The organism is Algihabitans albus, from assembly GCF_003572205.1.
GTDB classification, from domain to species: Bacteria; Pseudomonadota; Alphaproteobacteria; order Kiloniellales; family DSM-21159; genus Algihabitans; species Algihabitans albus.
The window spans coordinates 224522-250239 of record NZ_QXNY01000005.1; the positions used below are offsets into that span (position 1 = coordinate 224522).

The 25718-nt window shown below is 63.5% G+C and carries 29 protein-coding genes; 11 read left to right on the plus strand and 18 right to left on the minus strand.

Annotated elements, in window-relative coordinates:
* Positions 1-3: 3 nt before the first annotated feature.
* The 10 genes from DBZ32_RS15075 to DBZ32_RS15120 form a co-directional block, all read right to left on the minus strand.
* On the minus strand, positions 4-735 hold the full coding sequence (locus DBZ32_RS15075; protein ID WP_119168013.1) for a GNAT family N-acetyltransferase: 732 nt from the start codon (positions 733-735) through the stop codon (positions 4-6).
* Positions 732-1892, minus strand: coding sequence for a DegT/DnrJ/EryC1/StrS family aminotransferase (locus DBZ32_RS15080; protein ID WP_119168014.1), 1161 nt, complete (start codon positions 1890-1892; stop codon positions 732-734). Before DBZ32_RS15080 ends, DBZ32_RS15075 begins: the two co-directional genes overlap by 4 nt.
* Positions 1885-2922 (minus strand): Gfo/Idh/MocA family protein, encoded by a 1038-nt coding sequence (locus DBZ32_RS15085; protein ID WP_119168015.1) that lies wholly within the window; start codon positions 2920-2922, stop codon positions 1885-1887. The genes DBZ32_RS15080 and DBZ32_RS15085 overlap by 8 nt, the downstream gene beginning before the upstream one ends.
* Positions 2922-3650 (minus strand): cytidylyltransferase domain-containing protein, encoded by a 729-nt coding sequence (locus tag DBZ32_RS15090; RefSeq protein ID WP_119168016.1) that lies wholly within the window; start codon positions 3648-3650, stop codon positions 2922-2924. The genes DBZ32_RS15085 and DBZ32_RS15090 overlap by 1 nt, the downstream gene beginning before the upstream one ends.
* A gap of 242 nt (positions 3651-3892) precedes the next feature.
* Positions 3893-4393 carry a flagellar assembly protein FliW gene (fliW, locus tag DBZ32_RS15095; protein WP_119168017.1) on the minus strand — a complete coding sequence of 167 codons (501 nt, stop codon included), beginning with the start codon at positions 4391-4393 and terminating at the stop codon, positions 3893-3895.
* A 35-nt stretch (positions 4394-4428) separates the two neighbouring features.
* Positions 4429-5358, minus strand: a complete 930-nt coding sequence (locus tag DBZ32_RS15100) for a flagellin (protein WP_119168018.1) — start codon at positions 5356-5358, stop codon at positions 4429-4431.
* 18 nt (positions 5359-5376) lie between these two features.
* Positions 5377-7158, minus strand: coding sequence for a flagellar hook-associated protein FlgK (gene flgK, locus DBZ32_RS15105; RefSeq protein ID WP_119168019.1), 1782 nt, complete (start codon positions 7156-7158; stop codon positions 5377-5379).
* A gap of 45 nt (positions 7159-7203) precedes the next feature.
* Positions 7204-7686, minus strand: coding sequence for a hypothetical protein (locus tag DBZ32_RS15110; protein WP_119168020.1), 483 nt, complete (start codon positions 7684-7686; stop codon positions 7204-7206).
* Complete coding sequence (locus DBZ32_RS15115) at positions 7683-7997, minus strand: rod-binding protein (RefSeq protein WP_119168021.1); 315 nt, start codon at positions 7995-7997, stop codon at positions 7683-7685. Before DBZ32_RS15115 ends, DBZ32_RS15110 begins: the two co-directional genes overlap by 4 nt.
* Complete coding sequence (locus DBZ32_RS15120) at positions 7997-9166, minus strand: flagellar basal body P-ring protein FlgI (RefSeq protein ID WP_119168022.1); 1170 nt, start codon at positions 9164-9166, stop codon at positions 7997-7999. Before DBZ32_RS15120 ends, DBZ32_RS15115 begins: the two co-directional genes overlap by 1 nt.
* Before the next feature lie 278 nt (positions 9167-9444).
* Here DBZ32_RS15120 and DBZ32_RS15125 point away from each other — a divergent pair, with 278 nt between their 5' ends.
* Both DBZ32_RS15125 and dksA read left to right on the plus strand, forming a co-directional pair.
* Positions 9445-9855 carry a flagellar assembly protein FliX gene (locus DBZ32_RS15125; protein ID WP_119168023.1) on the plus strand — a complete coding sequence of 137 codons (411 nt, stop codon included), beginning with the start codon at positions 9445-9447 and terminating at the stop codon, positions 9853-9855.
* A 189-nt stretch (positions 9856-10044) separates the two neighbouring features.
* Positions 10045-10464 carry an RNA polymerase-binding protein DksA gene (dksA, locus tag DBZ32_RS15130; RefSeq protein ID WP_119168024.1) on the plus strand — a complete coding sequence of 140 codons (420 nt, stop codon included), beginning with the start codon at positions 10045-10047 and terminating at the stop codon, positions 10462-10464.
* A gap of 182 nt (positions 10465-10646) precedes the next feature.
* Here dksA and flgH read toward each other — a convergent pair whose 3' ends face one another.
* The 4 genes from flgH to flgF are packed head-to-tail and all read right to left on the minus strand — an operon-like array spanning position 10647 to position 14132.
* Entirely contained in the window at positions 10647-11417 is a 771-nt protein-coding gene (gene flgH / locus DBZ32_RS15135) for a flagellar basal body L-ring protein FlgH (protein ID WP_119168025.1), read from the minus strand.
* A 55-nt stretch (positions 11418-11472) separates the two neighbouring features.
* Entirely contained in the window at positions 11473-12522 is a 1050-nt protein-coding gene (flgA, locus tag DBZ32_RS15140) for a flagellar basal body P-ring formation chaperone FlgA (protein WP_119168026.1), read from the minus strand.
* A 25-nt stretch (positions 12523-12547) separates the two neighbouring features.
* Entirely contained in the window at positions 12548-13333 is a 786-nt protein-coding gene (flgG, locus tag DBZ32_RS15145) for a flagellar basal-body rod protein FlgG (RefSeq protein ID WP_119168027.1), read from the minus strand.
* A gap of 40 nt (positions 13334-13373) precedes the next feature.
* Positions 13374-14132: a flagellar basal-body rod protein FlgF gene (gene flgF / locus DBZ32_RS15150; RefSeq protein ID WP_119168028.1), complete on the minus strand. Its 759-nt coding sequence runs from the start codon at positions 14130-14132 to the stop codon at positions 13374-13376.
* Positions 14133-14447: 315 nt separating this feature from the next.
* On the opposite strand from flgF, the gene DBZ32_RS15155 reads away from it, so the two are divergent.
* From DBZ32_RS15155 to DBZ32_RS15195, 9 genes are all read left to right on the plus strand, one after another.
* Positions 14448-14972, plus strand: coding sequence for a flagellar basal body-associated FliL family protein (locus tag DBZ32_RS15155; protein ID WP_119168029.1), 525 nt, complete (start codon positions 14448-14450; stop codon positions 14970-14972).
* A 17-nt stretch (positions 14973-14989) separates the two neighbouring features.
* Positions 14990-16108, plus strand: coding sequence for a flagellar motor switch protein FliM (fliM, locus tag DBZ32_RS15160; RefSeq protein WP_119168030.1), 1119 nt, complete (start codon positions 14990-14992; stop codon positions 16106-16108).
* Positions 16105-16551 carry a DUF6468 domain-containing protein gene (locus tag DBZ32_RS15165; protein ID WP_119168031.1) on the plus strand — a complete coding sequence of 149 codons (447 nt, stop codon included), beginning with the start codon at positions 16105-16107 and terminating at the stop codon, positions 16549-16551. The genes fliM and DBZ32_RS15165 overlap by 4 nt, the downstream gene beginning before the upstream one ends.
* Positions 16552-16582: 31 nt before the next feature.
* Positions 16583-17254, plus strand: a complete 672-nt coding sequence (locus tag DBZ32_RS15170; protein ID WP_119168032.1) for a MotE family protein — start codon at positions 16583-16585, stop codon at positions 17252-17254.
* 155 nt (positions 17255-17409) lie between these two features.
* Complete coding sequence (locus DBZ32_RS15175) at positions 17410-17799, plus strand: response regulator (RefSeq protein WP_119168033.1); 390 nt, start codon at positions 17410-17412, stop codon at positions 17797-17799.
* A gap of 25 nt (positions 17800-17824) precedes the next feature.
* The gene (locus DBZ32_RS15180; RefSeq protein ID WP_119168034.1) at positions 17825-18490 is read left to right on the plus strand and encodes a protein phosphatase CheZ; all 666 of its coding nucleotides are present in this window, start codon (positions 17825-17827) and stop codon (positions 18488-18490) included.
* Positions 18491-18505: 15 nt separating this feature from the next.
* The gene (locus DBZ32_RS15185; RefSeq protein ID WP_119168035.1) at positions 18506-19186 is read left to right on the plus strand and encodes a hypothetical protein; all 681 of its coding nucleotides are present in this window, start codon (positions 18506-18508) and stop codon (positions 19184-19186) included.
* On the plus strand, positions 19183-19923 hold the full coding sequence (locus DBZ32_RS15190) for an OmpA/MotB family protein (RefSeq protein WP_119168036.1): 741 nt from the start codon (positions 19183-19185) through the stop codon (positions 19921-19923). The genes DBZ32_RS15185 and DBZ32_RS15190 overlap by 4 nt, the downstream gene beginning before the upstream one ends.
* Positions 19923-23402, plus strand: coding sequence for a hypothetical protein (locus DBZ32_RS15195; protein WP_119168037.1), 3480 nt, complete (start codon positions 19923-19925; stop codon positions 23400-23402). Before DBZ32_RS15190 ends, DBZ32_RS15195 begins: the two co-directional genes overlap by 1 nt.
* 190 nt (positions 23403-23592) lie before the next feature.
* Here DBZ32_RS15195 and DBZ32_RS15200 read toward each other — a convergent pair whose 3' ends face one another.
* Genes DBZ32_RS15200 through DBZ32_RS15215 form a run of 4 tightly spaced genes read right to left on the minus strand, consistent with a single transcriptional unit; the run spans position 23593 to position 25431 of the window.
* Positions 23593-24051 carry a hypothetical protein gene (locus DBZ32_RS15200; RefSeq protein ID WP_119168038.1) on the minus strand — a complete coding sequence of 153 codons (459 nt, stop codon included), beginning with the start codon at positions 24049-24051 and terminating at the stop codon, positions 23593-23595.
* A 1-nt stretch (position 24052) separates the two neighbouring features.
* Complete coding sequence (gene fliP, locus DBZ32_RS15205) at positions 24053-24799, minus strand: flagellar type III secretion system pore protein FliP (protein ID WP_119168039.1); 747 nt, start codon at positions 24797-24799, stop codon at positions 24053-24055.
* Positions 24796-25089 carry a flagellar biosynthetic protein FliO gene (locus DBZ32_RS15210; RefSeq protein WP_119168040.1) on the minus strand — a complete coding sequence of 98 codons (294 nt, stop codon included), beginning with the start codon at positions 25087-25089 and terminating at the stop codon, positions 24796-24798. The genes fliP and DBZ32_RS15210 overlap by 4 nt, the downstream gene beginning before the upstream one ends.
* Positions 25090-25431 carry an amidinotransferase domain-containing protein gene (locus DBZ32_RS15215; RefSeq protein WP_162906776.1) on the minus strand — a complete coding sequence of 114 codons (342 nt, stop codon included), beginning with the start codon at positions 25429-25431 and terminating at the stop codon, positions 25090-25092.
* Between the last annotated feature and the right edge of the window lie 287 nt (positions 25432-25718).

The following is a 25718-nucleotide window of genomic DNA, read 5'->3' on the forward strand; positions in this document are numbered from 1 at the left end:
GCTCTAGTCCTCCTGTCCGTGGAAGTGCAGAACGGTCTTCGCCTCTGCGAGACGAAAGCCAAGCGATTCGTAGAGACGGCAGGAGGGCAAATTGGCGGCCTGTGTCCCCACGCGTAGGCGTAACGCTTGCCTGCCCGCCTCTTCGGCGGCGAGCTTTCCGATCATCGCGCAAGCGAGGCCTTGGCGGGTCGCGGTTTGGGCCACTGCGATCAAGTCGATGACCAGAAGATCGTTTTCGCTTCGCAGAGCCTGCAGAAAACCGACGACCTCCCCCTTGTCCTGGGCAACCAGCATGAGGTCGCCGCGCCGGCCGGTGAAGTAGTTTTCGGCCCAAGCCGCCTTGATGCGGTCGGCCGCGGCATTGGAGATCGAAGGATCGAGATGAAAGCGCGAACTGCTGAAGTTGCCGGCGGCGATGGCGCCGACCGCCTGGCGATCTTCAGGTTGAGCGACTCGAACGCGCCGGTCGTCTGTTGCCGTCATGCCGGTTGCTTCGAAGGTGAGGGCTGTGTCGACAACCCGGAACCCGAGACCTTGCAAGGCGAGCGACGCATCCAGGGGGGCGACCGGAACCTTTGCCGAGACGAAACAGCGTCCGCGCGGCAGCTCGGCTAAGAGACTCTCCAGCGTCCAGGTCCGGGCCAACGCGAAGCAGGGCCGATCCAGCAAGCGCTGCAGCCAAGGATCGGGCGTGAGGACCTCGCCGCCGGGCAGGGGCGCCGCTTGTTCGGTCATGCGGCGGTATCCCGGATAGCGCTCTTAACGGCGGCCGCGATGGCGACCATGTCCTCTCCGTCCAGATGCGGGCCGACCGGCAAGGCGATCGACTGGTCGCTGATACGCTCGGCCTGTGGAAAGGCGCCGGCCGGGTGGCCGTATTTTTCCCGGTAGTAGGTCATCTGCGGGACCGCGCGGGGATAGTAGACGCTGGTTCCGATGCCGGCTTGCTTGAGCTGGGCGACGATTTCGAAACGTCGCGGTGCGACGGCGTCGCTGAGAATCGCGGCGGTGCAGTAGTGGCTGCTGACGAAGCGCGCGTCGCCGGTCCAGAGCAGCTCGACCTCGTCGATCTCCGCCAGGGCGGCACGCAGTACCTTGGTGTTTTCGGCCCGGGCCTGAAGAAAGCCGTCTGCCTTTTTGATCTGCTCGATACCCAGGGCCGCGGCCAGCTCGTTCATGCGGTAGTTGAAGCCCAGCATGGTGACGTCGTAGACGCCCGGGACGCTGCGTTCGCTGTGGGTGCGGTCGACCCCGAAGGCCTTTTTGCGGGCGATGCGTGCGGCGGTGTCGGCGTTGCGCGTCAGGATCATACCGCCTTCGGCCGTCGTGATGTGTTTGACCGGATAGAAGGAGAAAGCGCCCAGGTCGCCGAGCAGACCGCAATGCACACCGTCCAGCCAACTCCCCAATGCGAGAGCGCAGTCTTCGACCACCGTCAGATCGTGCTTTGCGGCGATGGCATTGATCGCCGGCATGTCCGCCGGCAGTCCCAGGTAGTGCACGATCGAGATGGCGCGGGTACGCTCGGTCACTGCGGCGGCGACGGCATTGGGGGCGACGTTGCCTGTCTGCGGATCCGCCTCGACGAAGACGCAGGAAGCGCCCGTGAACTCAACCGCATGGGCCGTGGCGACGTGGGTTTGCGCCGGCACGATGACCTCGTCGCCCGGACCCAAGCCCAGATCGAAATAGGCCAGGTGCAGTCCGGCGGTGCAGGAAGAGACAGAGACCGCCGTGCCGCCCTTGCAGAAGCTGGCGAAGTCATCCTCGAACTGCTTGGCGCGCGGTCCGTGCACGAGCTGCGACCCTTGCAGAACGGAGACCACGGCCTCGATTTCCTCCTGTCCTATCAGCGGGCGTCCGAAGGGGCGCTGGCGCGGCAGCTCATGCATGATGGGTCTCTAGTACAGCTCGGGTCATACGGGAGGTTTCGACTTTCACCGGTCGGCCGCAGTCGATCGCCTGGTCGATCGCGTGGCAAAGCTCCATCGCGCCCAAGACGTCGTTTTCGTCGACCAAGGGGGCGCTGCCATGAAGGATCGCTTCCACGAAGCTCGGCAGCAGCGCGTGCTTGGCGACGCCGGGGTAGGGCGTTGCGATGTCCTCCGGAACGGCGTCTGCCGCACGTGACCGCCAGAGACGGGCGGAGCCGCGCCCGTTCTCGAAGGTGGCCTCGGTTCCGTAGACGAGCAGCCGATGGAAGTGCGGCTCGACGCAGCCGAAATTCGCTGAAAGCTTGCCGACCGTACCGTCGGCGAACCGCAGCAGGGCAATGGCGTAATCCCGGCCCGAGAACTCACTGCCGGTGCTGGCGATGCCGTTGCCCAGGGCGACGACTTCCCCAACCGCTTGACCCGTGAGCCATAGCAGCAGATCGGCGACGTGAATTCCGCCGCCGAGCATGACCGAATAGTTCGGAATCCGCCCGCGCCATCCGGCGGTCAGTTTTTCCAGCCTGCCGTAGTTGTAGTCGCCTTCGATCGCGTAGATACGTCCGAGGCGGCCGTCATCGATATCGCGTTTCAACTGGGCAAAGCGTGGGGAGGCGCGCAGAACCGTGTTCGATGAGAGACGCAAGTGACGCCGACGCTCCAGCGCGTCACGGATCGCTGCCGTCTCTTCCGGCATCAGACAAAGCGGTTTCTCGGCGAAGACATGACGGCCCAGGGTCAAGGCCCGCAAGATCTGATTCGCGTGATCATCGTCGTAGCTCGCGACGCAGATGAGGTCGAGATCGCTCTCCTCGAGCAGTGCTTCCGCAGTCTCGAACAAGGGAACGCCGGGGAAATGCTCTTTGGCTTGCTGCCGCTTCACGGGATCCCGATCGCAAAGCGCCGCGAGATCGCAGTTCGGGTGCTGCGCGAGGCCGATCGCATGCTGGAAACCGACGCCCAGCCCGATCACGCCGGCGCGCAGGCTCATCACGCTCCGACCTCCGTTCCGCTGCGATCGGGCAGCAGACCGATGATGTCGTCGAGTCCGTAGCTGGCAGGTGGCCGATCCATGCGCTTGATCAGCGTCTCAACTCTCCGGAAATCCTCTTCGCAGTCGACCGAAAGCTGCAGCGACTCGAGAGGTTCTTGCCGAGCGAAGGCAAGTATCCGGAATCTATCGGCATGGCGGTAGAAAAAAGATGTGACGTGTTCGCGGTCGGATGCCGTCTCGAATTCGCGAACCGCGGCGCGGAAGGTCGAGGTCTTCAATATCTCGACCGATTGGCCCTTCGGGAAGCTGCGGGTTGCGACATTGGTGACCAGGTCGGGCCACTGTTGCCGGAACAGCTTGGCCGCCCAGCTCACGATTTCCGGAGCCATCAGGGGACTGTCGCCCGAGATCCTGACGAAAGCGTCGGCGCCGTCGGAGACGGCCGCCTGAAGAATCCGGCTGGCAACGTCCTCCAGCGGTCCGCGATAGCAGCGTAGACCTTCCTGGCCGGCAAAAGTCGCAAGAGGATCGTCGGAAGCTTCGCTCGAGGTTGCCAGCACGACACCGTCCAGGTCGGGCACGTGGCGGAGCCGGTCGATCAGGTGACCGAGCAGCGGCCGGCCACCCAGGGGGCGCAGGACCTTGCCTGGCAGTCGTTCCGACGATAGACGTGCCTGGACGATCGCGATGACGCGCCGGGCCGGTGCCTCGAAACTTAGGGTCATGCCGACTCTCTACCTAGCGAGGCGGACTGCAGCAGCTTGGAAAGCCGTTGCGCCGCGCTTCGGACCAGACAGCGGCCGAACCTCGTGCGGGCTCGGCCTGTCCAGTCGGAGAATTTCGTTAACCCTATTTCGAAAGCGTTAACGGCGGCCGAATTCGAGGCATTCTACCTAATTTTTGCCAAGTCTCGAGGTGTCGGGACCGCTGCCCTGGGGGGCGAGCTCCTGCCGCCGAGGATGCCGTATCAGGCTTGGGGCATGGTGATCGGGTGCTGCACCGCATAGTGCGGATTCCCCAGCACGACCTGCCGCGCAGTTCGGGCATCGAAGTCGATGAGCACCGGCGCACGCAGGTTGATGCTGAGAGACGCGCCCTCCGGACTGGTCCGGGCCGTCACGATCAGGAGCGTTTCCAGGTTCGTCGAAGCCATCCCGACCGCTTTGGCTCCCGCCTCGATGTCGAGCGGCTCGATCAGACCCGGATGCAGCTCCAGCGGCGTGACGACGAAGCTGACGTCGATATCATCGAGCGACTGCAGCAACTTGAAGGCCGCGAGGTTCGGGTCCGGCAGGTTGGCCAAGCCGAAGTGCCGGTGCGTCGCAAACCCCAACGGGCCCGAGGGCATCAGGAGGCTGTTGTTCGCATCGAAGGCGAAGGTGCCGAAGCGGGTCTCGACAAGGGTCTGAGGCACGACGGACCCTTGGTCGGGAGCTGCTGTGGCCAGGGCGTGGGCGGAGGTCGACATGGCGATAGTTTCCTTCAAACCAGGTAACCGGGCGGTTAACGCAGGAAGTTTGCGAGGCTGAGCTGGCTGAGGCGCGACGTCACGGTATAGGAGGTCTCCAGCAGCACCTGATCGGCCGTGATCTGCGTCATGGTTGCGGCGATGTCGGTTTGTTCCGTGTCGACGATGGTTTCCTCGGCATAGAGCTTCAGCTGGGCATGCTTGTCCTTGACGGCCTCCAGGCTAGAGAGGTTGGCGCCGATGCGGCCACGGACGTCCGGAATGTCGCGCACGGCATCGCCGATCAGATCGAGCGACTGTTCGAGCGTCGCCCGGTCGATCGTGCCGGGGCTGCCCCCGTTGATCGCAAGCTGCAGGCCGCGGATCAGATTCTCGAAGGAGCCTTCGGCCGCGGTGATGCCATAGTCCAGGGTCATCGACTCGTCGACGCGCCCCGTCAGAACCGCCGTATCTCCGTTGTAGTAGCCCGCGTTGGCCGTCGTCGGGTCGGCCGGGTTGTAGGCCGGGTCGGTCGGGTCGTAGGTCGTCAGGTCGACCGGTTCCACATCGGTGCGGGCGCCGGCGAAGAGGTAGCGTTCCTCGTGCTTGAGGTTCAGCAGCCCGGCCACCTGCTCGAGCATCTTCTCGGCCCGCACATCCAGCTGCAAGTCCTCGCCATCCTCGGCGTTCAGCGCGTTCACCAGCAGCGTATTGGCTTCGGTGGCGACCTCATGCAACTGGGCGACGGAAGTCTCCATCGCCTTCAGGCGGCGCTCCGTCGTCTCGATGTTCCGCTGGTAGCTGTTGATCCGTGCGACGGTTGATTCCATCGACAGCAGACGACGGGTATCGACGTTGAACCCGGCGTAGTCCTGGCTCTTGAAGCCCGTATTCGCGGCAATCTGCCCGTCTTGCAGCCGCTTCTGGGTCTGCATGGCGTTGAAGACGCTGAGTTCATGGGTTCCGAATGTGGAAACGCGAAACATTATTTGGACTCCTCACGCTTAGCGCATGATGCCGTCGAGGGTGTCGAACATCTGGCGGGCAACGTCGATCACGCGCGCGGATGCGGAATAGGCGTTCTGGTAGAGGATTAGGTTCGCCATCTCTTCGTCGACGTTGACGCCGCTGACTCCGCTGCGCCGGAACTCCATCTCTTGGCTGAGAGTGTTCTGAAAGCTTTGCTTCGTGCTCGCCGAACTTGCCTCCATGGCTGCGTTCGCCAGGATATCGGCGCCATAGCCGGAGAGGGTGGTTCGCGAGAGTGGAAGCCCGCCGGCAGCTTGGATCTGCAGGTCTTCGTCGAACTTCTCGGCCAGCGCCGTGATGATCGAGTTATCGCCCGCCGCGATGGCCACGTCGCCGGCGGTGGCGGCATTGATGTCAAGACGTCCGCGCGAGATCAGGTGCGGGTCGCTGACGATGTCGCTGCGAACCTCGAGTATCTGTGAAATGCCGGTGGTCGCGTCTCCAGTGACATTGCCGTTGGTGACGAAGAAGTCGTTGAGGCCGAAGTAGTGGGACAGGCTCTCCACGGTGACCGCGCCGTCGGTGATGCTCTGGTTGGGACTGTCGACTATCGCGATGCCCTGCGTCGGGTCCGTCGCCGTGATCTGGAGGCCGTTGCCGTTGCTGACCGTTGCCGTGGCACCGGGAAGGTTCGCGTTGACCCAGTCCTGCACCTCCTCGGCACTGTAGGTGCCTGCCGGCATCAGGGCCGAGTTGACCGTCAGGCCGTCGGCATCGACGACGGTGAAGCGCACGGCTTCGTCGATCACGATATTGTCGACCGTGATATCGCCGAAGGTCCGCTGACCGTTGAGAGTGTTGGCGGCGGGGTTTCCAGTGCCTTGGTTGTGGACGGCGTTGATCTGGTCGCGAAGCTGTTCCGTCAGGCGGTCCAGTTCCGCCTGCAGCTCCGGGAGCTCGGTGTCGCGCATCGCGATCAAACCTGCGAGGCGCCCTTCTTCGATCCGGTTCGTCAGGTCGATGGCGCCTGCGTTGATGCCGCTGATGCCGGCGCCATAGGATATGGTCGGCGACATGACGGCTGCCGGATTGTAGGTGAAGGTCTTGGCGACGCTGTCCGCGAGCACCGTGCCCTCCGGCGTGTAGACCACGATCTCGCCGCTACCGCGCTGGAAATAGTTGATTTCCATGTACTGGCTGATCGTGTCCAGCGCGTTGTCTCGCTCGTCCTCCAACTCGACGGCCGGCTGACCCTGTCCCTTGATCTGGGCGATCTCCGCGTTCAGGCGGACGATGGTTTCGAGCTGCTCGTTGATCACGCCGACCGCCTGGTTGATTTCGGCGTCGGCGTCGAGGCGCATTCTCTGGATCGCCTCGGACATATCGTTGAGCTGCTGCGCGACCTTCTGCGCCTCGTTGATCATCTTGATGCGTTCAGTCGCGCTTTCCGGCGTGCTCGACAGGCCGGCGACCGCAGTGGCGAATTCGTCGATGCGATTGGCGATCGAGGAGTTGTCCCCCGGTTTGCCGAACAGGTTCTGAACCCGGTCCATATAGCCGGCCTTGATGGTGTATGAGCCCAGCATGGCGTTGGCTTCGCGGACCTCCCGGATCAGCCGTTCGTCGACCGAGCGGCGAAGCTCGCCGAGCTGGACGCCGGCTCCGGCGCCGGCGACGGTCCGTGCGATCGGCTCCACGCTTTTGCGGGTGTAGCCGGGCGTGTTGGCGTTCGCGACGTTGTTGGACGTCGAACTCATCGCAGCCTGGCTGAGCTGCAGGCCCGAAAGGGCCGTCTTGAGGGAGAAGGTTAGAGACATGGGGGTCTCGCCGCCTGGGCGCTCCTCAGTTGGGACGTCTGGGCTTTAGAGCCGTTGATCGACACTCAGCGAGAGTGCATCGCCGCTGTTCAGCGAGACCGCCTTTCCGGCGCGTGCGCTGTAGGCATTGGCCTGACCGCGCTGGCGTTCGGCTTCGGCGACGATGTGCTTCAGCAAACGGTCGGTTGCTTCCTTGGCCGCTCGCAAAGCCTGCTCGTTGGCGGCCAGAGCGCCGTGGAAGCGTTCGGTGGTTTCGCGCAGTTCGGCGCGAATCGCCGGAGCAACCAGTTCGAGTTCCGCCGGATCGGCGTTTAGTCCGCGCACAGCTGCTTCGTAGGCTGCGGCGAGAACGATCTTGTCGTGCTGAAGCTGCTGCATCTCGGCCGGTTTCATGCTGCGCAACATCTTGATTTCGCGCTCCAACACATCGATCAGCCGGCTGGTCACGTTGAGGAACTGGGTGACACGGCCAGTTTCTCCGAGGGCGACTGCCGGGCTAGTGGCTTCTAGAACGAGCTGGGCGGTCATTGCGCCACCTCCTGGAGCTTGAGAATTTCTGCTTTCACTTGGTCGGCGATACCGACACCGCCATTCGCTGCCATGGCTTCGCCGTATTCCTGCAACATCACCGAGCGGTAGGCTTTTGCGGTCTGACCGCCGAAGGGACTGTCGGCGCCCAGGCCGTCGAACATCGGTGCCAGCATCTGAGCCAGGAACATCGCTTCGAACTTCTGGCCGGTCGCTTCGGCCTGCTTTTCGCGGGCAGCCTGGTCCGCCGGCGTCTGATTTCCGGCCGGTGCGGCGCCTTGGGCCATCAGCAAGGTGTTCATATCCATCATCACATCACCTCGATTTCGGCCTGGAGGGCGCCGGCGGCCTTGATGGCCTGCAGGATCGTGATCATGTCGCGCGGTCCGACACCCAGGGCGTTCAGGCCGTTGACGAGCTCCTGCAGTGTGACGCCCGCCGGGAGTACGGCCAGACGACGCTCGTCGTCCTCGTCGATCTCGATGTTGGTCCGCGGAACCACGACGGTTTCGCCCGCTTCGGCGAAGGCACCCGGCTGAGATACCTGCGGCGTCTCGGTGATACGGATCGTCAGGTTGCCCTGCGCGATTGCAACTTCGGAGATGCGCACGTTCTCGCCCATCACGATGACCCCGGAGTGCTCGTCGATGACGACGCGCGCGGCTTGATCCACCTGGACGGGCAGCTGTTCGATATCGGTCATCAAGGCGACGGTGTCGCCGCTGTAGGTCGGCGGAACCGTGACGTTGACGGTGCCCGGGTCGGAAGCTCGCGCGGCCGGAAGTCCGGTGAAGCCGTTGATGGCGTCGGCGATCCGGCGTGCCGTGGTCAGATCTGGGTTGCGCAGGCTGATCTGGACCGTCTTGAGAGCGGTCAGGTCGAACTCGATCTCACGCTCGACGATGGCGCCGCTTGCGATGCGGCCGGTCGTCGGCACGCCTCGGGTGACCTGCTCAGCGGCACCCTCGGCCTGAAAACCGCCCACGGCGATGGGGCCCTGTGCGACGGCGTAGACCTCACCGTCGGCGCCGACCAGCGGCGTAACCAGCAAGGTGCCCCCCTGCAGGCTCTCGGAATCGCCGAGAGCCGATACGGAGATGCTGATGCGGGTGCCTTGCCGCGCGAAAGGCGGCAGGTTGGCGGTGACCATCACGGCGGCCACGTTGTCCGTATCCAGGTTCTGATCGCGCGCATTGACGCCGAGGCGCTGCAGCATGCCGATCAAGCTCTCGCGGGTGAAAACGGCGCTGCCCAGGTCGTCGCCGGTGCCGTTGAGACCAACAACCAGGCCGTAGCCGATCAGCAGGTTGTCGCGAATGCCTTCGAACTCGGCGATATCCTTGATCCGCGACTGTGCGGCGACCGGCTGCGCCGCCAACAGCAGGACAGCACCGGCCAGGACTGCGGTCAGCACCGCGGTCAGGACTGCGGCCAGGCTGCGCAAGATGCTTTGACGAATGTCGATGAGGCAGTAGGGCATGAGGCCAGCAAGCTTTCCGTATCGTCCCGATCGTGTCCGGCTCTTGTTCGGCCGACTGATTTCGGGACTAACAATGCGAAAGTCGTGCCAGTTGATCGAAATTTCGTAACGCCTTGATATAGAATGATATATTCGCATGTAGGTCGTGCCGGTGAGATGGCTTGCCACTGCATCAGCCTTGCCGGACGGCAAGAATTTCCCCCCAAACGGCACTCCTTAACGTGCGCTTAACCGCGATTTGCGCAATCTGCGGAAGTTACGGGAGCTAAACGGACAGCATGAAAATCGATCCCCTTTCGGGTCCTCGAGCTCAGTCGATCAAGCGCAAGGCGCGCGGTGGAGCCAACGGTTCGGCCTTCGCTGACGCTCTGAAGGGCGACAACGAACCGGCCGCCCAGGCTGCCGGCGCGCCCGGCGTGGCCGGGCTGGACAGCTTGCTGACGATCCAAGAAGCGCCGGACGCTCTCTGCGGCCGCGCCAAGGCGCGCAAGCGAGGCGACCAGCTGCTGGACGAATTGGACCGGATTCGCGTCGGCCTCCTGATGGGGCGAATCCCGCTGGCCGGCCTTCGGCGCCTTCAAATTCTGCTCGGCGAAGCCAGGCCTCAGGCTGACGATGCGCGGGTCGAGCAGGTCTTGGCCGAAATCGAGACCCGGGCCGCCGTCGAGTTGGCCAAGCTTGGTCAATAACGGCGGGGAACAGCCGCTTTGCACGAGGCGCTCTGGCGCCCGCCTCGCTGGTCAGGACAAATAACCGTGATTTTTCAATCCAGTGTCTTTTGATCGTACAACGAATTACGTCGCTTGTGGCAACGAGCTTTTTGCATATACTCCGCGCCGGTTCTGGCCCCTTAGCGAGTCCATGAGCAGGCAGGTGGCATGACGACGGTCACTCTTGAACCCGACTATCGCCCTGGTGAGGGCGAAGCGTTCATGAACCCGAAGATGCAGGAGTACTTCCGGCGCAAACTGCTGAGCTGGAAGGCGGAGCTGCTGCGCGAATCGGGGGAGACGATCAATCATCTCCAGGAAGGCAGTCTTGCCGAGCCGGATATCGCGGATCGGGCCTCGCTGGAGACCGACCGCTCCTTGGAACTTCGAACTCGCGACCGCGAGCGCAAGCTGATTTCCAAGATCGATGCCGCGCTCAAGCGGATCGAAGACGGCGAATACGGCTATTGCGAGGATACTAGCGAGCCGATCTCGATCAAGCGTTTGGAGGCTCGGCCCATTGCCACGCTCTCGATCGAGGCGCAGGAGCGTCACGAGCGCATGGAGCGCACGCAGCGCGACGACTGAGAATCGAGCGCACGCAGCGCGACGACTGAGAATCGAGCGCACGCAGCGCGACGACCGATGAAGGCGCGTAAGCGGATCTTTCATAAAGAAAAGGCCGGCTGCGGGTCTGCAGCCGGCCAAGGTGTGCCAAGCGGGACGGAAAGATCGCTTGGAAGGTCCGCGTCTTCCTGTGTGACGGTCGATCAGAACGGGAAGACGATGTCGTAGATCTGCTGGCCGTAGCGCGGCTGTTGCACATCCGAGAGGTGTCCGCGGCCGCCGTAGCTGATGCGGGCTTCGGCGATCTGGTCGAAATTGACCGTGTTGGTGGAGGTCACGTCCTCGGGGCGGATGATTCCGGTCACTTGGAGCTGGCGGAGCTCGTAGTTGACCCGGGTCTCCTGGCGCCCTGCCACCACCATGTTGCCGTTCGGCAGCACCTGGGTGATCATCGCGGCGACGCGAACCTCGATATCCTCCTCGCGATCGATGGTGCCGTTGCCGCGGCTGACCGAATCGGCCTGAGCATCGACCAGGTTCTCGTTGTCCACGCCGTTCGGGAGGAGCTTGTCCAACTCGTTCTCGAAGCCTAGGAACCCGCCGAGACCGGCGCTTTCGCCGCTCTCGCGGGACCGTTCTGAGGAGTTCGAGAGTTCGGCGCTGTCGTCGATGTCGATGACCACCGTCAGGATGTCGCCGACCTGGGTCGCCCGTTGGTCCTTGAAGAAGGCGCGACTGCCGGGGCGCCAGAGCGAATTGGCCTGGAAGTCGAGAGCGACCGGTCGCGGCATCGGGACCGCCACGGGCTGGTTGCCGTGGTAGATCGCCGGATTCTGAATGCTGCTCATCTCCGGTGCCGATCCGACTTCGGACAGGCGGGTCAGCATGTTGCAACCTGGCAGCAACAGCGTGAGTGCGGCGATGCCGAGGATCGCGATGCCTGGATGTCTGGGATGTTTGGGTCGTGTGATCATGGGTTCGTCCTTTCCGTCCTCAAAAGGCCGTTTTGGGCTTGCTTGACCTACGGCGTCACTGGCCGATCGTTGCATTCAGCGGCTGTACCACGACCAGACCCGTCTCGGTGACCGTGCCGGTGACGATGGTGCTGGATTTCGTGTTGATCACCCGAATGGTTTCGCCGCGGGCGCCGTCTTCCATGGCGCGGCCTTGAGCGGTGAGCTGCATGGCGGCGGTCTGGACGCGCAGCAGGACCATCTGGTTCTTCTCGACCAGGACCGGTTCACCGACTTCGCTGATTCGCACCGGCTGTCCGGGGCGCAGACCACGGCGCGGGCTGGTACCGATCAGGTCGTTGGGGTCCGTTACGACGTTGGCGGCCACTCTATCCGCCTGCATGGACATCCAGTCGACGTCCCGCGCGCCGATCACCTCACCCGGGGCGACCCGGCGCGACAGGACTGGAACTTCGACGATCTCCAGAAGCCGACCGCTCACCGCCACGCGCAGCATCCGCCCGTCCTCGGTCGGTGCGCGCAGATCCGCGGCGAAGCGGCCGCTGCGCGGATCGTGATTGAGCTGCCCCATCTCCAACTGGCCGGCCACGCTGGTAGGCAGGTGCTGAGAGAAGCGCGGATTGTCGAGCTGAACCGCCAAGCTTGCCTGATCCATGCCGTGCCGGGCGAGGCCCTCCAGCAGGATGTCTTCCAGGCGGGCCGCATCGAGCAGGTAGGAGTCGCGAGTCAGTGTTACGGTTTCCAGGGTCGAGCGCGGGTGCCAGGCCACGCCATAGGCGCGGGCGACCGACCAGAGCCATTGCGCTTGTAGTTCGATCTGCTCGCCAGGCGCCGGAGCCCGGGCGATCGGCACGTCCGCCTTGCTGATCTCGCCATGGAAGAGATCGCCCAGATGTACGAGGTCGCTATCGACCGTCACCTGGGGCTTCAAGGCGATCGGAGCGGCGGCGGTCTGGAGCGCGGTGCTCGAGAGCGCGGTATCGTCGGCCAGCGCCGAAGCGGCTGCGAAAAGACCGGCAATAAGGCTGGCCGCTGCGGCGCTGCCGCGCAGAAAGCGGCGCGGAGCTTTTGCGATGCGGGACGTGCGTGAGGTCTTTTTGGTCATGAATCTGGTCCCTTGGCTGCAGGCGTTAGCGCATCTGGGTGACGCTGCGCATCATCTCGTCGGAAGCCTGGATGACTTTGGAGTTCATCTCGTAGGCGCGCTGGGCGGTGATCAGATTGGTGATTTCCTGCACGACGTTGACGTTGGAGGTCTCAAGCGCACCCTGCAGGATCGTTCCGTAGCCCTCGGTTCCCGGCGCCGCGACGTTGGCGGCACCGGACGCGACCGTCTCCAGGAAGAGGTTGTCGCCGATCGCTTCCAGACCTGCTTCGTTGGCGAAGGTCGCCAGCTCGAGCTGGCCGACGTTGGTCGGCGCGACCTGTCCCTGAATGTCGACCCAGACCTCGCCGCTGGCATTGATCGTTACGCCGCTGGCGTCGAGCGGGATGGTGATGCCGGGCTGAACCAGATAGCCGTCCGGGGTTACCAGATCGCCGTCCGGCGAAAGCTGGAAGGAGCCGGCGCGGCTATAGCCGGTGTCCCCGCTGGGGAGTTCCACCTGGAAGTAACCCTTGCCGTTGACGGCGATGTCGAAGGTGTTGTCGGTGATCGTGATGTTGCCCTGCTCGGTGATGCGGTACACCGCGGCCGCCTTCACGCCGAGACCGACCTGCACGCCAGAGGGGACAATCGTGCCGGCGTCCGAGGATGCGGAGCCGACCCGGCGCAGATCCTGATAGAGCAGATCGTGGAACTCCGTGCGGCCACGCTTGTAGCCGGTGGTGTTCATGTTGGCGATGTTGTTGGAGATCACCTCCACGTTCATCTGCTGGGCCAACATGCCCGTGGCGCCAATGCTTAGGGACCTCATGGTCGCTTCTCCCGTGTCGCAGTCGCTTGCCGGATGTCGTCTAGGCCGAGCGGCCTGCCAGGGTCTGGATGGCCCGGCGCTGACGTTCGTGCTCGGACTCAACCATCTTGCCGGCGGACTGGTAGCTGTTGACGGTCTGGATGAGCTTGGTCATCTCGACCACGCCCTTGACGTTGGATTTCTCGATGAAGCCCTGGAGGATCTCGCTGCCGTCGGCCGGCAAGGCAGCCTGATCGTCGGCGCGGAAGAGGACGTCGGCGTCCTTCTTCAGGGCGTATTCGTTTTCGAACTGAACCAGACGGATCCGACCGACCTGGACGGCATCGCCGCCAGCCTGCTCGTGATAGGACACCGTCCCGTCGCGGGCCACGTCGATCCGTCCGGCCGTATCCGGCACCACCATCGGCTGACCGGCCTCGTTCAGCAGAGGCAGGCCTGAAGTGGTGACGATCTGGCCGTCCGCGTCCAGCATGAAGGCGCCGTTGCGGGTGTAGCGCTCGCCGTTTTCGCTCTCCACGGCGAAGAAGCCGTCGCCGCTGATGGCCAGGTCGAGCGGGTTGTCCGTCGCTGTCTTGGCCCCTTCGCTCAGATCCCGCACCGTGGCGATGTCCTGCACGTAGGAAATCTTGCGCAGTCCGGCGGGAACCTTGTCCTTCGTATTGGCCAGGTATTCGACGAACAGCATGGACTCGCCGCGGTAGCCGGGGGTGTCCATGTTGGCGATGTTGTTGGAGATGACGTCCAATTCGCGGCGCAAAGCGGCCTGACGCGATAGGGCGACGTACCCTGGGGTTTCCATCGATCGAACTCTTTTCCGTCCAGTCTTCGACTTGGGTCTGGTGTCCGCGGGCTGTCATTGGGGTGCAGCCTGTCGGACGCCAACCTCTATGCAGATCGCATGCCAAGACGGCTACTCCAGGAAAACTGCGCTGTTTGGAGGCGGCGAGACCTCATCGACGGCCGCCCGGGCGGGACGGTCGGCAAGTTTTGCCCGTGAGAAGGGACGTCTCTGCCGTAGGTCAACGGCCTGTTAACCAGACGAGCCCTAGGGTGCGCCCTACACTACCGGCGGAATGGACTGCCGGTTGCTCAGGATGAGGGATGGGCCGAGGTCATGGCCGAACAGACGATGGACGGTCAGGACGAGGACGTCGAGGTCGAGGCGCTGCCGCGCAAGGGTGGGCTCAGCGGAAAGAAGCTGGTTCTATTCGTCGTGGTGCCGTTGCTGCTGATTATCGGCGGTGGCGCAGGTGCCTACTTCATGGGTGTCTTCGGTGGCGGCGAGGAACCGGCCGCGGAAGAGCAAGTGGAAGAGCAAAAGGAAGAGGCCCACGCGGCCATCTTCCACGACCTGCCGGATATGCTGGTCAATCTCAACACGGGCGGACGCCGCTCCAGCTTCCTGAAGCTGTCGGTGGCGCTTGAACTCACGTCCGATCAGGACATGGCCCGTATTCAGGAAGTCCAACCGCGGATTATCGACTCCTTTCAAGTGTATCTGCGCGAGCTTCGGATCGAGGATCTCAGCGGTTCGGCCGGCTTGCAGCGTTTGCGCGAGGAGTTGCTGTTGCGGGTGAATGCTGCCGCTCATCCGATCGAGGTGCGCGACGTACTCTTCAAGCAGATGCTGGTGCAATAGGCCGATGGGGCGCAGGCATGGCTGACGAAGACGGACAGGAAACGGCGGACGAGGAGGTCGACCAGGAGGCCATGATGGCCGAGTGGGAGGCTATGGCCGAATCCGAGGAGGACGGTGAGGACGAAGACGATCCCATGGCCGCGGCCATGGGTGTCGGGTCGTCCCGGGTGCTCGACCAAAGCGAAATCGACTCCCTGTTGGGTGTCGATGACGGCGACGGTGCCGAAGAAGACGGTCACGGCATCAAGGCGATCCTGAATTCCGCCTTGGTATCTTACGAACGTCTGCCGATGCTCGAGGTCGTCTTCGACCGCCTCGTGCGCATGATGTCGACCTCCTTGCGGAACTTCACGTCCGACAACGTCGAGGTCAGTCTCGACAACATCACCTCGGCCCGCTTCGGCGATTATCTCAACTCGATCCCGCTACCGGCCATGCTCGCGGTCTTCAAGGCGGAGGAGTGGGACAACTTCGGCCTCATGGTGGTCGACAGTGCCTTGATCTACTCCATCGTCGACGTGCTGCTCGGTGGTCGCCGCGGCACTGCGGCGATGCGGATCGAGGGGCGCCCCTATACGACGATCGAGCGCAATCTGGTCGAGCGGATGATGCATGTCGTGCTCTCCGACCTTTCGGCCGCCTTCGATCCCCTGTCTCCGGTCACCTTCCGCTTCGAGCGGCTGGAAACCAATCCCCGGTTCGCGGCGATCGCGCGCCACGGTAACGCCGCCATTGTCACCAAGCTGCGGATCGACATGGAAGATCGCGGCGGCCGGATCGAGTTGGTGCTGCCCTATGCCACGATCGAACCGGTCCGCGAGTTGTTGCTGCAGATGTTCATGGGCGAGAAGTTCGGCCGCGATTCGATTTGGGAAGGCCACCTCACCGCCGAACTCTGGCAGACCGAAGTCAATCTGCAGGCGGTTCTGGATACGGTCGAGTTGAAACTGGGCGACGTTCTGAACTGGACGGTCGGCAGTCGCCTGGAACTGAACTGCACACCGCATTCGAAAGTGCATCTGCACTGCGGTGAAGCTGCGATGTTCAACGGTAACATGGGGCGACGCAGCGGCCAGATCGCCGTGCGTATCGCCGATAAGCTGGTCCGCCAAACCGACGAGGAGGACGACGCTTGAGCTTCTCCCTGATCTTTGACGGTGCCCTGGCAGCCTTGCTGATGGCGACGATCGCCTACGCTGTCATTCTCAATCGCAAACTTACCGAGCTGCGCAATTCGCGCTCGGAGATGGAGCGTCTCATCGGCGAGTTCGCCGAGGCGACGCAACAGGCCGAGCAGGGTGTCACTGCGCTGCACGAACGTGCCGAGCAAGCCAGTGGCACTCTCGATCAGCGGGTCTCCGATGCCGAGGCCCGGGTCGAGGAGGCACGTAAGCTGGCCGACGATCTCGCCTTCATGATCGATAGAGGGGGGCGTCTGGCCGATCGGCTCGAGCATGATGTGAGCAGTTCGATCAAGAAGACCGAAACCAGTGTGACCTCTCCAGCCCCGGCTCCGGCCGCGGCTCCAGCTGACTCGCCCGAGGCTCAGCTTCTGCGTACGCTCGACCGCGTGCGTTGATCGGTTCCAGGAAGGACAAGAGGCCAAGAAGATGCGTGTTCGCTTACTCCCACTTGTGATCGCCGTTGCGGTCGTGACTCTCGGCTTTCGCCTGGAGGCGGTCCGCGAAGGTGTAGCTGCCGTTGCACAGGAGGCGCCGCCCGCTGCGGCTCCGACCGATCCGCTGCCGGTTCCTACCGAGCCGCCGGCCGCGCCGTCCGACGCCCTCTCGAACGTCGAGGCGACGGACCCGCCGACAATGGACAGCCAGGCTTTGTTGAGCGCCTTGCCGACCGACCCCTTCGCCTTGACCGACAGCGAGATCGAGCTTCTGCAAGCTCTCTCGGAGCGACGCGCCGAACTCGAACAACGCGAAGCGGAGTTGGAGACGCGCGAGGCGTTGCTGACTGCTGCCGAAGCGCGCATCGAACAGAAGATTACCGAGCTCGAGCAGCTCCAGTCGACCATCGAGGAACTGCTCGTCGCCCACGACGAGCAGGAGCAGGCCCAACTCGATTCCCTGGTCAAGATCTATGAGGCCATGAAGCCGAAGGATGCGGCCCGGATCTTCGAAGAACTCGAAATGGCGGTGCTTTTGAACGTCGTGGAGAACATGAAGGAACGGAAGACGGCCCCGATCCTGGCCGAAATGAATCCGACGAAGGCAAAGGCCGTCACGCTCGAACTGGCGCAGCGCCGAGATTTGCCGATCCCACGCCAGTAGATCCAAAAAATCGGAGACAGGTGCCAGAGTAAGTTACGAAAGAAGAAGCGTTTTTACCTGGTATTAAGACCAAACCGATAGTGTCGTTTTCAGTCACTAACCTTTCGGGTCAAACGCGCGTAGGCGACACCCGACGACTGCTTCAGGAGAAGGATATGAGCGCCGTCGACATGAACATGCCGATCTTAATCGTCGACGACTACAAGACGATGCTTCGGATTATTCGCAACCTGCTCAAGCAACTCGGTTTCGACAATGTCGACGAGGCAACCGATGGGTCTATGGCGCTGCAGAAGCTCCGCGACAAGAGCTACTCGCTGGTTATCTCCGACTGGAACATGGAGCCGATGAGTGGCCTTCAGTTGCTGAAAGAGGTGCGCTCCGACGGTCAGCTCTCTGGTCTGCCTTTCGTCATGATCACGGCTGAGAGCAAGACGGAGAACGTGGTCGCCGCCAAGCAGGCAGGTGTCACCAACTACATCGTGAAGCCTTTCAACGCCGCCACGCTCAAGACGAAGCTCAGTGCCGTCATAGGCAATTTCTAATCAGAGGCGCAAGGGAGGCCGGAGCATGACCGCGCTGGCTCAACAGAACGATTTGCAGGCGCGCCTGGCCGAGTTCGGCCGGCGTCACCCTAAGATCGATCCAAAGGATCTGGTCGATGTGGTCGAGGCGATCATGACCTCGGCTGACGGCGACCTCTCCTCGGTCAACTTGAAGCTTTACGCCGAGATCGAGCAGTTGGCTGTCTATATCCAGCGCGCACGGGAAGAGATCGCGTGCTTGCGTCCGGATGAGATTACGGCTGAACACATTCCGGTCGCCGGCGAGGAACTGGAGGCGGTGGTTGGCGCGACCGAGCAGGCGACGAACACCATCATGGAGTCGGTCGAGACGATCGAAGGCCTGACCAGTCAGATGCCGCAGGAGGTTTCCGAGCAAGTCGTCGACGCGGTCACTCAGGTGTACGAAGCCTGCGGATTTCAGGACATCACGGGTCAGCGCATCAAGAAGGTTGTCAGTACGCTGACCCAGATCGAAGAGAAGGTCCACGCCTTGCTGGGCGCGTTCGGCCAGGACGGTCAGATCGAGGCGGCCAAGGCTCGGGCGGCCAAGACTGAGAAGCCGAAGACCGATGACCCGCCGTCCGACGCCGATCTGCTCAATGGACCGCAAATGACTGATAACGCGATCAGTCAAGATGATATCGACGCGCTGCTCGCTAGCTTCGACTAACGTCGCGGAGAGGTCATGCGCCTGCCTCGGCGTCACGGCAAAACGGTCGGTTCCGACCCCAATATCGTCGCGCTGCTCAGCCTCAAGCTGTTGCTGCTGGCTTTCTTTATTCTGCTGACCGCGATCTCCGACTTCGAGGAAGAGAAAGTCGTTCTGGTCGTCGGATCCATCAACGACGCCTTCGATGGTCAGGTTCTGGCCGAAGAAGATCTCTCGCCGACCGATGCCGCGCTGGGTCCCATATCGGGCAGCGCCCAACTGGCTGCGCGCGTCGGCAATCTCTTCTCGTCCACGCTTCCGGCCGTACGTGTGGACCGGAACGATATCCTCGGAGAGTTACGGATCGAGCTCACGACCGACAGCCTTTTTCGAAACGGCGAACCGGAGCTTCAGGCCGGACCGGCCGTTCTTTTCAGCAGACTGGCACGCGCGTTGGGACCCGAGCGCCCGGATGCGGTGGATGCCCGGCTGGAAGTCTTGATCGGCGTTCCGCGTAACGACCTCTCTCTCATCGCTTCGCGTCCCTCGGAACTGGCGCTGCGCAGGGCCGGAATCCTGGCGCGAGACCTCGCCCGCCGTGGAGTGCCCTCGGCGGATCTGTCGGTCGGCCTCTTGCCCGGACTCGAGGGACGCACCCGCTTGATCCTGCGCGCGTCCGACCAGCCGCCCTCCAGCGCTCCGGAGGAAGGGTCGTGACGCTTCAGCAGGAGATACCGCCACTGCCTGAGGCAGCCGAGGCGATGAGGGGGTCAAGGTCGAACCAGCAGACCTGGATGGTCACCTTCACGGACTTGATCGCGCTGCTTCTGACCTTCTTCGTGATGCTCTTCGCGATGATGTCGGTCCAGGCGGGCGGATGGCGCGACCTCACCAACAGCTTGGCGCAGGAGCTTCAAACCCTGGGTCCGCGGTCGGTAGCTCAGCCGAGTCAGATGCTGGATATGCCCAGCGTCCAAGTGGCGCCCGGTGCCAACCTCGATTACCTCGCAACTCTGCTGCAGAGCCGTTTGGATGAGTTATCGGTCTTGAGCGAAGCGCGGATTCTGCGCAAAACCGATCATCTAAATATTTCCTTCCCTAGCGAACTGCTCTTCGCCCCCGGCACGACCACGCCGAAGGCCGATGCACGCGCGGCCTTGTTCGAACTGGGTGGACTTCTCCGGCATATCGATAACGTCGTCGAGGTTGCCGGTCATGCGGATCCGACCGCCATTCGCAACGGACCCTTCGTGTCGAACTGGGAGCTGTCGCTTGCCCGCGCGGCGGCGGTCGGCGCCTTGTTGCGCGCGGCTGGTGTCGAAGGCGAACTGACGGTGCTGGGGTACGGCGAGACGAGGTTCGACGCACTGCCGGACGGGTTGAGTTCAGTCGAGGCGCTTGCCCTTGCACGCCGGGTCGAGATCCTGATCCACGAGAGTGCGGGGGAGCCGTGATGCTGGCTCGTCTCTTCGCGGTGCTGGTGATCTTGGCGCCGACCCTTGCGGCTGCGCAGGACAGCGTGGCGGTTCGCGGCGGTGTCCACGCCGACTTCGGTCGCCTGGTGTTCGACTGGACGTCTCCCGTCGAGTACGGTGCGCGCATTGAAAACGGCCAGTTGATCGTCACTTTCGATCGCCCGGCGGTCTTCGACACGGCCTCCGCCGAACGCCATCTGTTCGGCTACTTGGACGCGGTGGAGGCTGCGGGTGATGGGCGCAGTCTCGTTTTCGACCTCAAAGAGGCTTATGGCCTCGAGACCTTCAGGCTTGGCACGAAGGTGGTGGTCGACGTGCTGCAGGATGCCTCGCAGCAGTCCGCCCGTCCGGCACCGCGACTGCCAGCCGCCGGACAGGTCCAGACCGATGGGCAGGCCCAGACCGATGGACAGGCCCAGACCGATGGACAGGCCCAGACCGACATCCAACCGCAAGTTTTGCCCGAGATCCGCGTGCGCGTGGGCGAGCACAACGAGTTCGAGCGGCTGGTGTTCGACTGGCCGACTCCAGTCGGTTACCGCATCGAGCAGGATGTGGCCGGCGGCTCGATTGTCTTCGAACGCGCAGCCCGTCTTGACGTGAGCCGCTTGCAAGCCAAGCCGCCCAGCCTGCTGCGGCGCTTCGAAGACCGCCGGGCGGACGGTGAACTCTCCGTCCTACTGCAATATGTGCCAGGTACGCGCCTGAGGGCTTTCACCGACGGTCCTCGGGTGGTGGTCGATCTCCTGCGGCCCGCCGAAGGGAACCCCCAGCCGGTCGTAGCTCCGTCGCAGCCAGCGGCAGATCCGACCGAGCCCGAGATGTCTCAAACGGTCGCGCGCGAGACCGAAGTGGCGCTGGGTGCGCCCACACCTTTGGTACCGCCCGTTTCGGCCAGTTCGACGTCCCCCGACCCGGCTTTGGAGCAGCGGGACGAAGCGCAAAGCCCGGACCCGGCGTCGGAGGACGAAGATCCGAGACCCCCGTCGCAGCCTACGGTCACTCCCTCTGCAGATGCGCAGCCCGAAGCGGCTGGGCCGAGTGCGCCGACGGATCGGGAACGTGGCTTCGTGACACGCGAACTGCTGCCCGACTTGGACGGGCGCCCGTCGCCCGGTGCCCGGACTTCGCAGACTCCGCCGGTGCTGCTGCGGTTCGCTTGGTCCGAGCGGGTCGGCGCCGTGGCGCTGCGGCGCGGTGCGGCGCTGCTGCTCGGTTTCGACCGGGTTGCGCCTGTCGATCTGGTTGAAGCGGTGACGGCTCTCGCACCGGAGCTGGGCGCAGCGCGATCGGAACCCGTCGAGGGAGGTGTCCTGCTGCGCTTCGACGAGGCTGATCTCTATGCGTCCCGCCTTTGGCGTGACGGTGATGGCTGGTTGGTCGAGTTTCATCGGGCCGGAGCCGAATCCTCCGGCACCCCCCCTTTGATCGTCGAGGAACAGAACGGTTCGGCAAGCCTTCGCGTCGCTGTGGACCGGCCAGGCTCTATCCTCAGTCTGGACGACCCCGGCAGCGGAGACCGGCTGCTCCTGGTGCCGCTCGCTCGCGAGGGCGAGGCGGTTTTCGAGGACCGGCAAACTCCGGGCTTCGATCTTCTGGCGACTTACCAAGGTATCGCAGTCCTTCCGCATTTCGAGCCGCTCGAAGTCACGCTCGCGGATGACGGCGTCGTCATCGCTTCGCCTCTGTCTCCGGGGGCGTCGCAGGATGCGACGCAACAGGTCTCCGAATCCGCCGTCACGCGCCCCCGCCTTTTCGATCTGGCGGCGTGGCGTCTGGGCGGGCCCGAGGACTTCAATGACCAGCGGCAGGCGCTGCAACGGGCTGTGGTTCAGGCCCAAGGGGATGAACTGGGTTTGGCGCGGCTGGACCTTGCCCGTTTCTATTTCGCCCATGGACTGACGAGCGAGACTCTTGGGGCCCTTACGTTGATTCAGCGGGAGAATCCCAATCTGCGCGCCGACCCGCAGCTGATGTTGATGGAAGCGGCGAGCCGTCTCATGACAGGCGATCACGCCGGCGCCCTAACCCTGCTGGCGGAGCCTGCCTTGCTCGGTGAAGCCGAGGCGGATGTCTGGCGGGCGGCACTGGCCGCCGAAGCGCAAGACTGGCCGGCGGCGGGCGGGCTCTTTGCAGAGACTCATCCGTTGATCGAAGACTACGCGCGGCCGGTCCGGGTTCGCCTCGGTCTGGCGGCCGCAGAAGCGGCTTTGGAAGCGGGTGACATCGGTGCGGCCGCTCTGCGCCTCGAGCAGATCGAGGAGTCTCTGATCACCGATCTGGAAAAGGCGCGCTACGAGTTCCTGCAGGCCCTTTTGCTGGCGGCCGAAGGCGAGGAGGATGAGGCCGAACAGATTCTGCAACGCCTCGCCGCCAGTGGTCTTGGCGCTCCGACGGTGCAGGCGCGCCTGGCCCTTATCGACCGGGCTCTCGCCGCCGGCGACTTGCCCGCAGCCGAGGCGATCGAGCGCTTGGAACAGCTAAGATTCGCCTGGCGCGGCGACAGTTTCGAGTTCGCTTTGCTGCAGAGACTGACCGATCTCTATGAGCAGGAAGGGCGGTGGCGCGAGGCGCTTCGAGCGCTCCGACAAGCCGCCACCTACTTCCCCGGGACGCCGAGAGCCGAGGCTGCCGCGGAACAGCTTCGCACTCTCTTTGCACGCGTCTTCCTGGGACCCGACCGACCGGATCTGCCGCCGCTCACGGCGCTCTCTCTCTATGAGGAGTTCCGGGAGTTGACGCCGGCGGGAGATCGCGGCAACCGCCTGATCGAAGAACTGGCGGACCGCCTGGTCGCGGTGGATCTTCTGCCTCGGGCGAGCGAACTGCTGGAAGACCAGGTCGAGTTCCGACTGATGGGGGAAGACAAGGCGCGGGTCGGTACGCGACTGGCGCTGATCCGTCTTCTCGATCGGCAACCGCGCGAAGCGCTTGACGCTCTCGAGATGTCGGATCAAGCGGATCTTACGGACGAACTGCGGCAGCAACGCCGTCATCTTCGGGCGCGCGCGCTTTCGGATCTCGACCGGGCGGACCAAGGTTTGGCCCTGCTCCAGGGCGACGAAAGCCTCGATGCTCTGCGCTTGCGTGCCGAAATCCTCTGGGCACAACGGGATTGGGCGGCGGCGGCGGTCGCACTGAGTGCAACCTTGCCGGAACCGGCTGCGGCGCCTCTTGATGCGCCGCTCGATCCCGCGATCAGTGGTCAGGTATTGAACCTGGCCGTCGCCTTTACCCTTGCGGGCGACCAGGCTCGGCTGACGGAGTTGCGCGGCGCGTGGGGTGAGACCATGGCGGCTGGACCGCATGCAGAGGCCTTCGCGCTTCTTGCCGAGGAGTTGGATCCGGACAGCGTCGCCACCATCGCCCAGCAACTGGCTCAAGTCGACCGGGTGCAGGCCTTCATGGCGAACTACAGAGAGCGATTGAGCGAAACTCAGTTGAGCGACCTCAACTAGCCGTCGCCCCGGGACTTTGCTTCGCGGACTTCCTTCCTCGCCTGGCGGTACCCGGGTCGCTCGAGCCCGGTAGCTGGGGAAGGTACGGCTTCGAATAGGTTCAGCCTGCGGACAGTACTCCGCAGGCCGATGTCGGGTGTGTCGCCTGGATCGGCTTAGCATCAGTCTTAGGGCACGGCGGCCCTAAGCTTCAGTACTGGGTCAGAAGCCAGTAGAGAGCCCCCAGGCCGAGCCCGAGGATCAGAAGAAAGCGGATTGTCATGTTGAGGGTGAAGCCGGTCGACGACCAACGTTCACGGCGTTCGGCCCTTCGGACTTCCTGCAGTGCGCGCTGTCGTCCCAGCTTTTCGCGATGGCGCTTGCCGATCCGCTTGTAGATGTCTTCCGCCTGTTTCTCCTTGAACTCCGGTCTTTCGTCCCGCAGGGATGCCGACCGAAAGATGGTCTGCTGCACGTAGAGGCTGCGCAGGTCGTCGAACTTTTCACTGATGACTTTCACGCTCAGAAAGCGTGGGTTTTCCGCCAGCTCTTTGGCTTCGTCGATCGCCAGCAAGCGGTCGTCGAAGGCTCCGACCGTGCGCCAGTGGCCGTTGGCATAGACTTGCACTTCGTAGGTGCCGCTCCCGCTGCGCGTCCCCGCCATCGTCATGCTAGCCCCCGTAACTCTGGACCAGGGAGCCGGCGACCAGATACCAGCCGTCCACCAGAACGAAGAAGATCAGCTTGAAGGGCAGCGAGATCATGATGGGCGGCAGCATCAGCATACCCATCGACATGAGGATCGAAGCCACCACCATGTCGATGACCAGAAACGGCAAGAACAGCAGGAAACCGATCTCGAAGGCGCGGCGCAGCTCACTGATCATGAAGGCGGGGATCAGGCTGCGCATCGGCGTTTCTTCCGGCGTTGCCGGTGTCTCCACGCCCGAGATATCGATGAAGAGCTGCAGGTCCTCCGGCCGCACATGGAGCAGCATGAACGCGCGTAGGGGGCCGGAGGCCAGATCGATTGCCTCAAGGGTATCGATTTGTTCGGCCAGCAGCGGGACGAGGGCCTCCTCGTAGATCGCCTCGAGGGTCGGCATCATGATGAAAGCGGTCAGAAATAAGGCCAGGGAGATGAGAACGGAGTTCGGCGGTGTCTGTTGAATACCGAGCGCACTACGCAAGAAGGACAGCACCACCACGATTCTTGTGAAAGAAGTGACCATCACGAGGATCGAAGGGGCCAGCGACAGGATGGTCACCAGCGCGATGAGCTGGAGAAGCGTTTGCGTCTGGCTGCCCGTCGCGGCGCCGAAATCGAACGTCAAGGCCTGTGCGAAGGCCGTCGCGGGCAGGGTCGCGACAACAGCCGCGATCAGCAGCGCGCTCCAGATTGCCGGCGATCGCCTCACGCGCTTGTCCCCTGCGTCTCGCGGGCCGCGCCGCTCTCGATCACAAGGTCGCTGTTCGCACCGAGCAAAAGCAGGTGTTGGCGGTCGTCCTGCTTGACCAGGACCATCTTGCGGCGTGCGTCGAGTGTCAGGACCTCGACCACCGCAAGACGCCGCCCGCCGCCGGCGGGCAGGCTGCGTGTCATGGCGCCGCCCAGGCCGAAGCGTTTGACGGCCCAGGCGAGACCCAGGATCAACGCTAGAACCAGCGCCAAGGCCGCGACGAAATTGAAGTAGTCGGTGACTTGCATCTAGCTTCTAGACCCGCGCGACGGTCCGTTCGGTTTGCCATAGGCTGCCGTCGCCTGGCGGCGTTGGCTGTTTTCGGTGAGGTCTTTCGCGATTCGCTCCAGCCCGGCACGCAGTAACTGCGTCAAGTCGTCCAACTCGCTGATCAGGCCGGTGAGGGGACGATGAAATGCCACGCGCTCGTCGTTGGGCAGAGCCGCGATATTGGAACAGATGTGGTCGATCTCAGCCTCCAGGGGCGTGAGTTCGATCGCCTGCCCGGTTTGGACTTGGCGCCGCGCTAACTCCATCCGACCGGATATGCGGTCGAGTTGGTCCAAGATGACTGCAGTGTTACTGCTCACGTGAGGCCCCCGACACACCTGCTGCCGTCAGCAGCTAACTCGGCTCGGGCGAACTTGGCGGGTCCGCTCGCGTAGCCGTCGAATTGCAGGGCACAGCTTCGCGTAACATGATTAACAAATGCTTTTTAGGCTGTTGACGTCGCCGCCGTTTCATAGGCAAGCGACCATCTTGCGGGATCGATCCGGAAACGGTTGGGCAGGCCTCCTCGTCCGACAGCTGAAAAGGGAGGCTTACCGGCGCTGAGACCCCAGGATCTCGCTCTTCTGACATATCGCGATTGCGAATT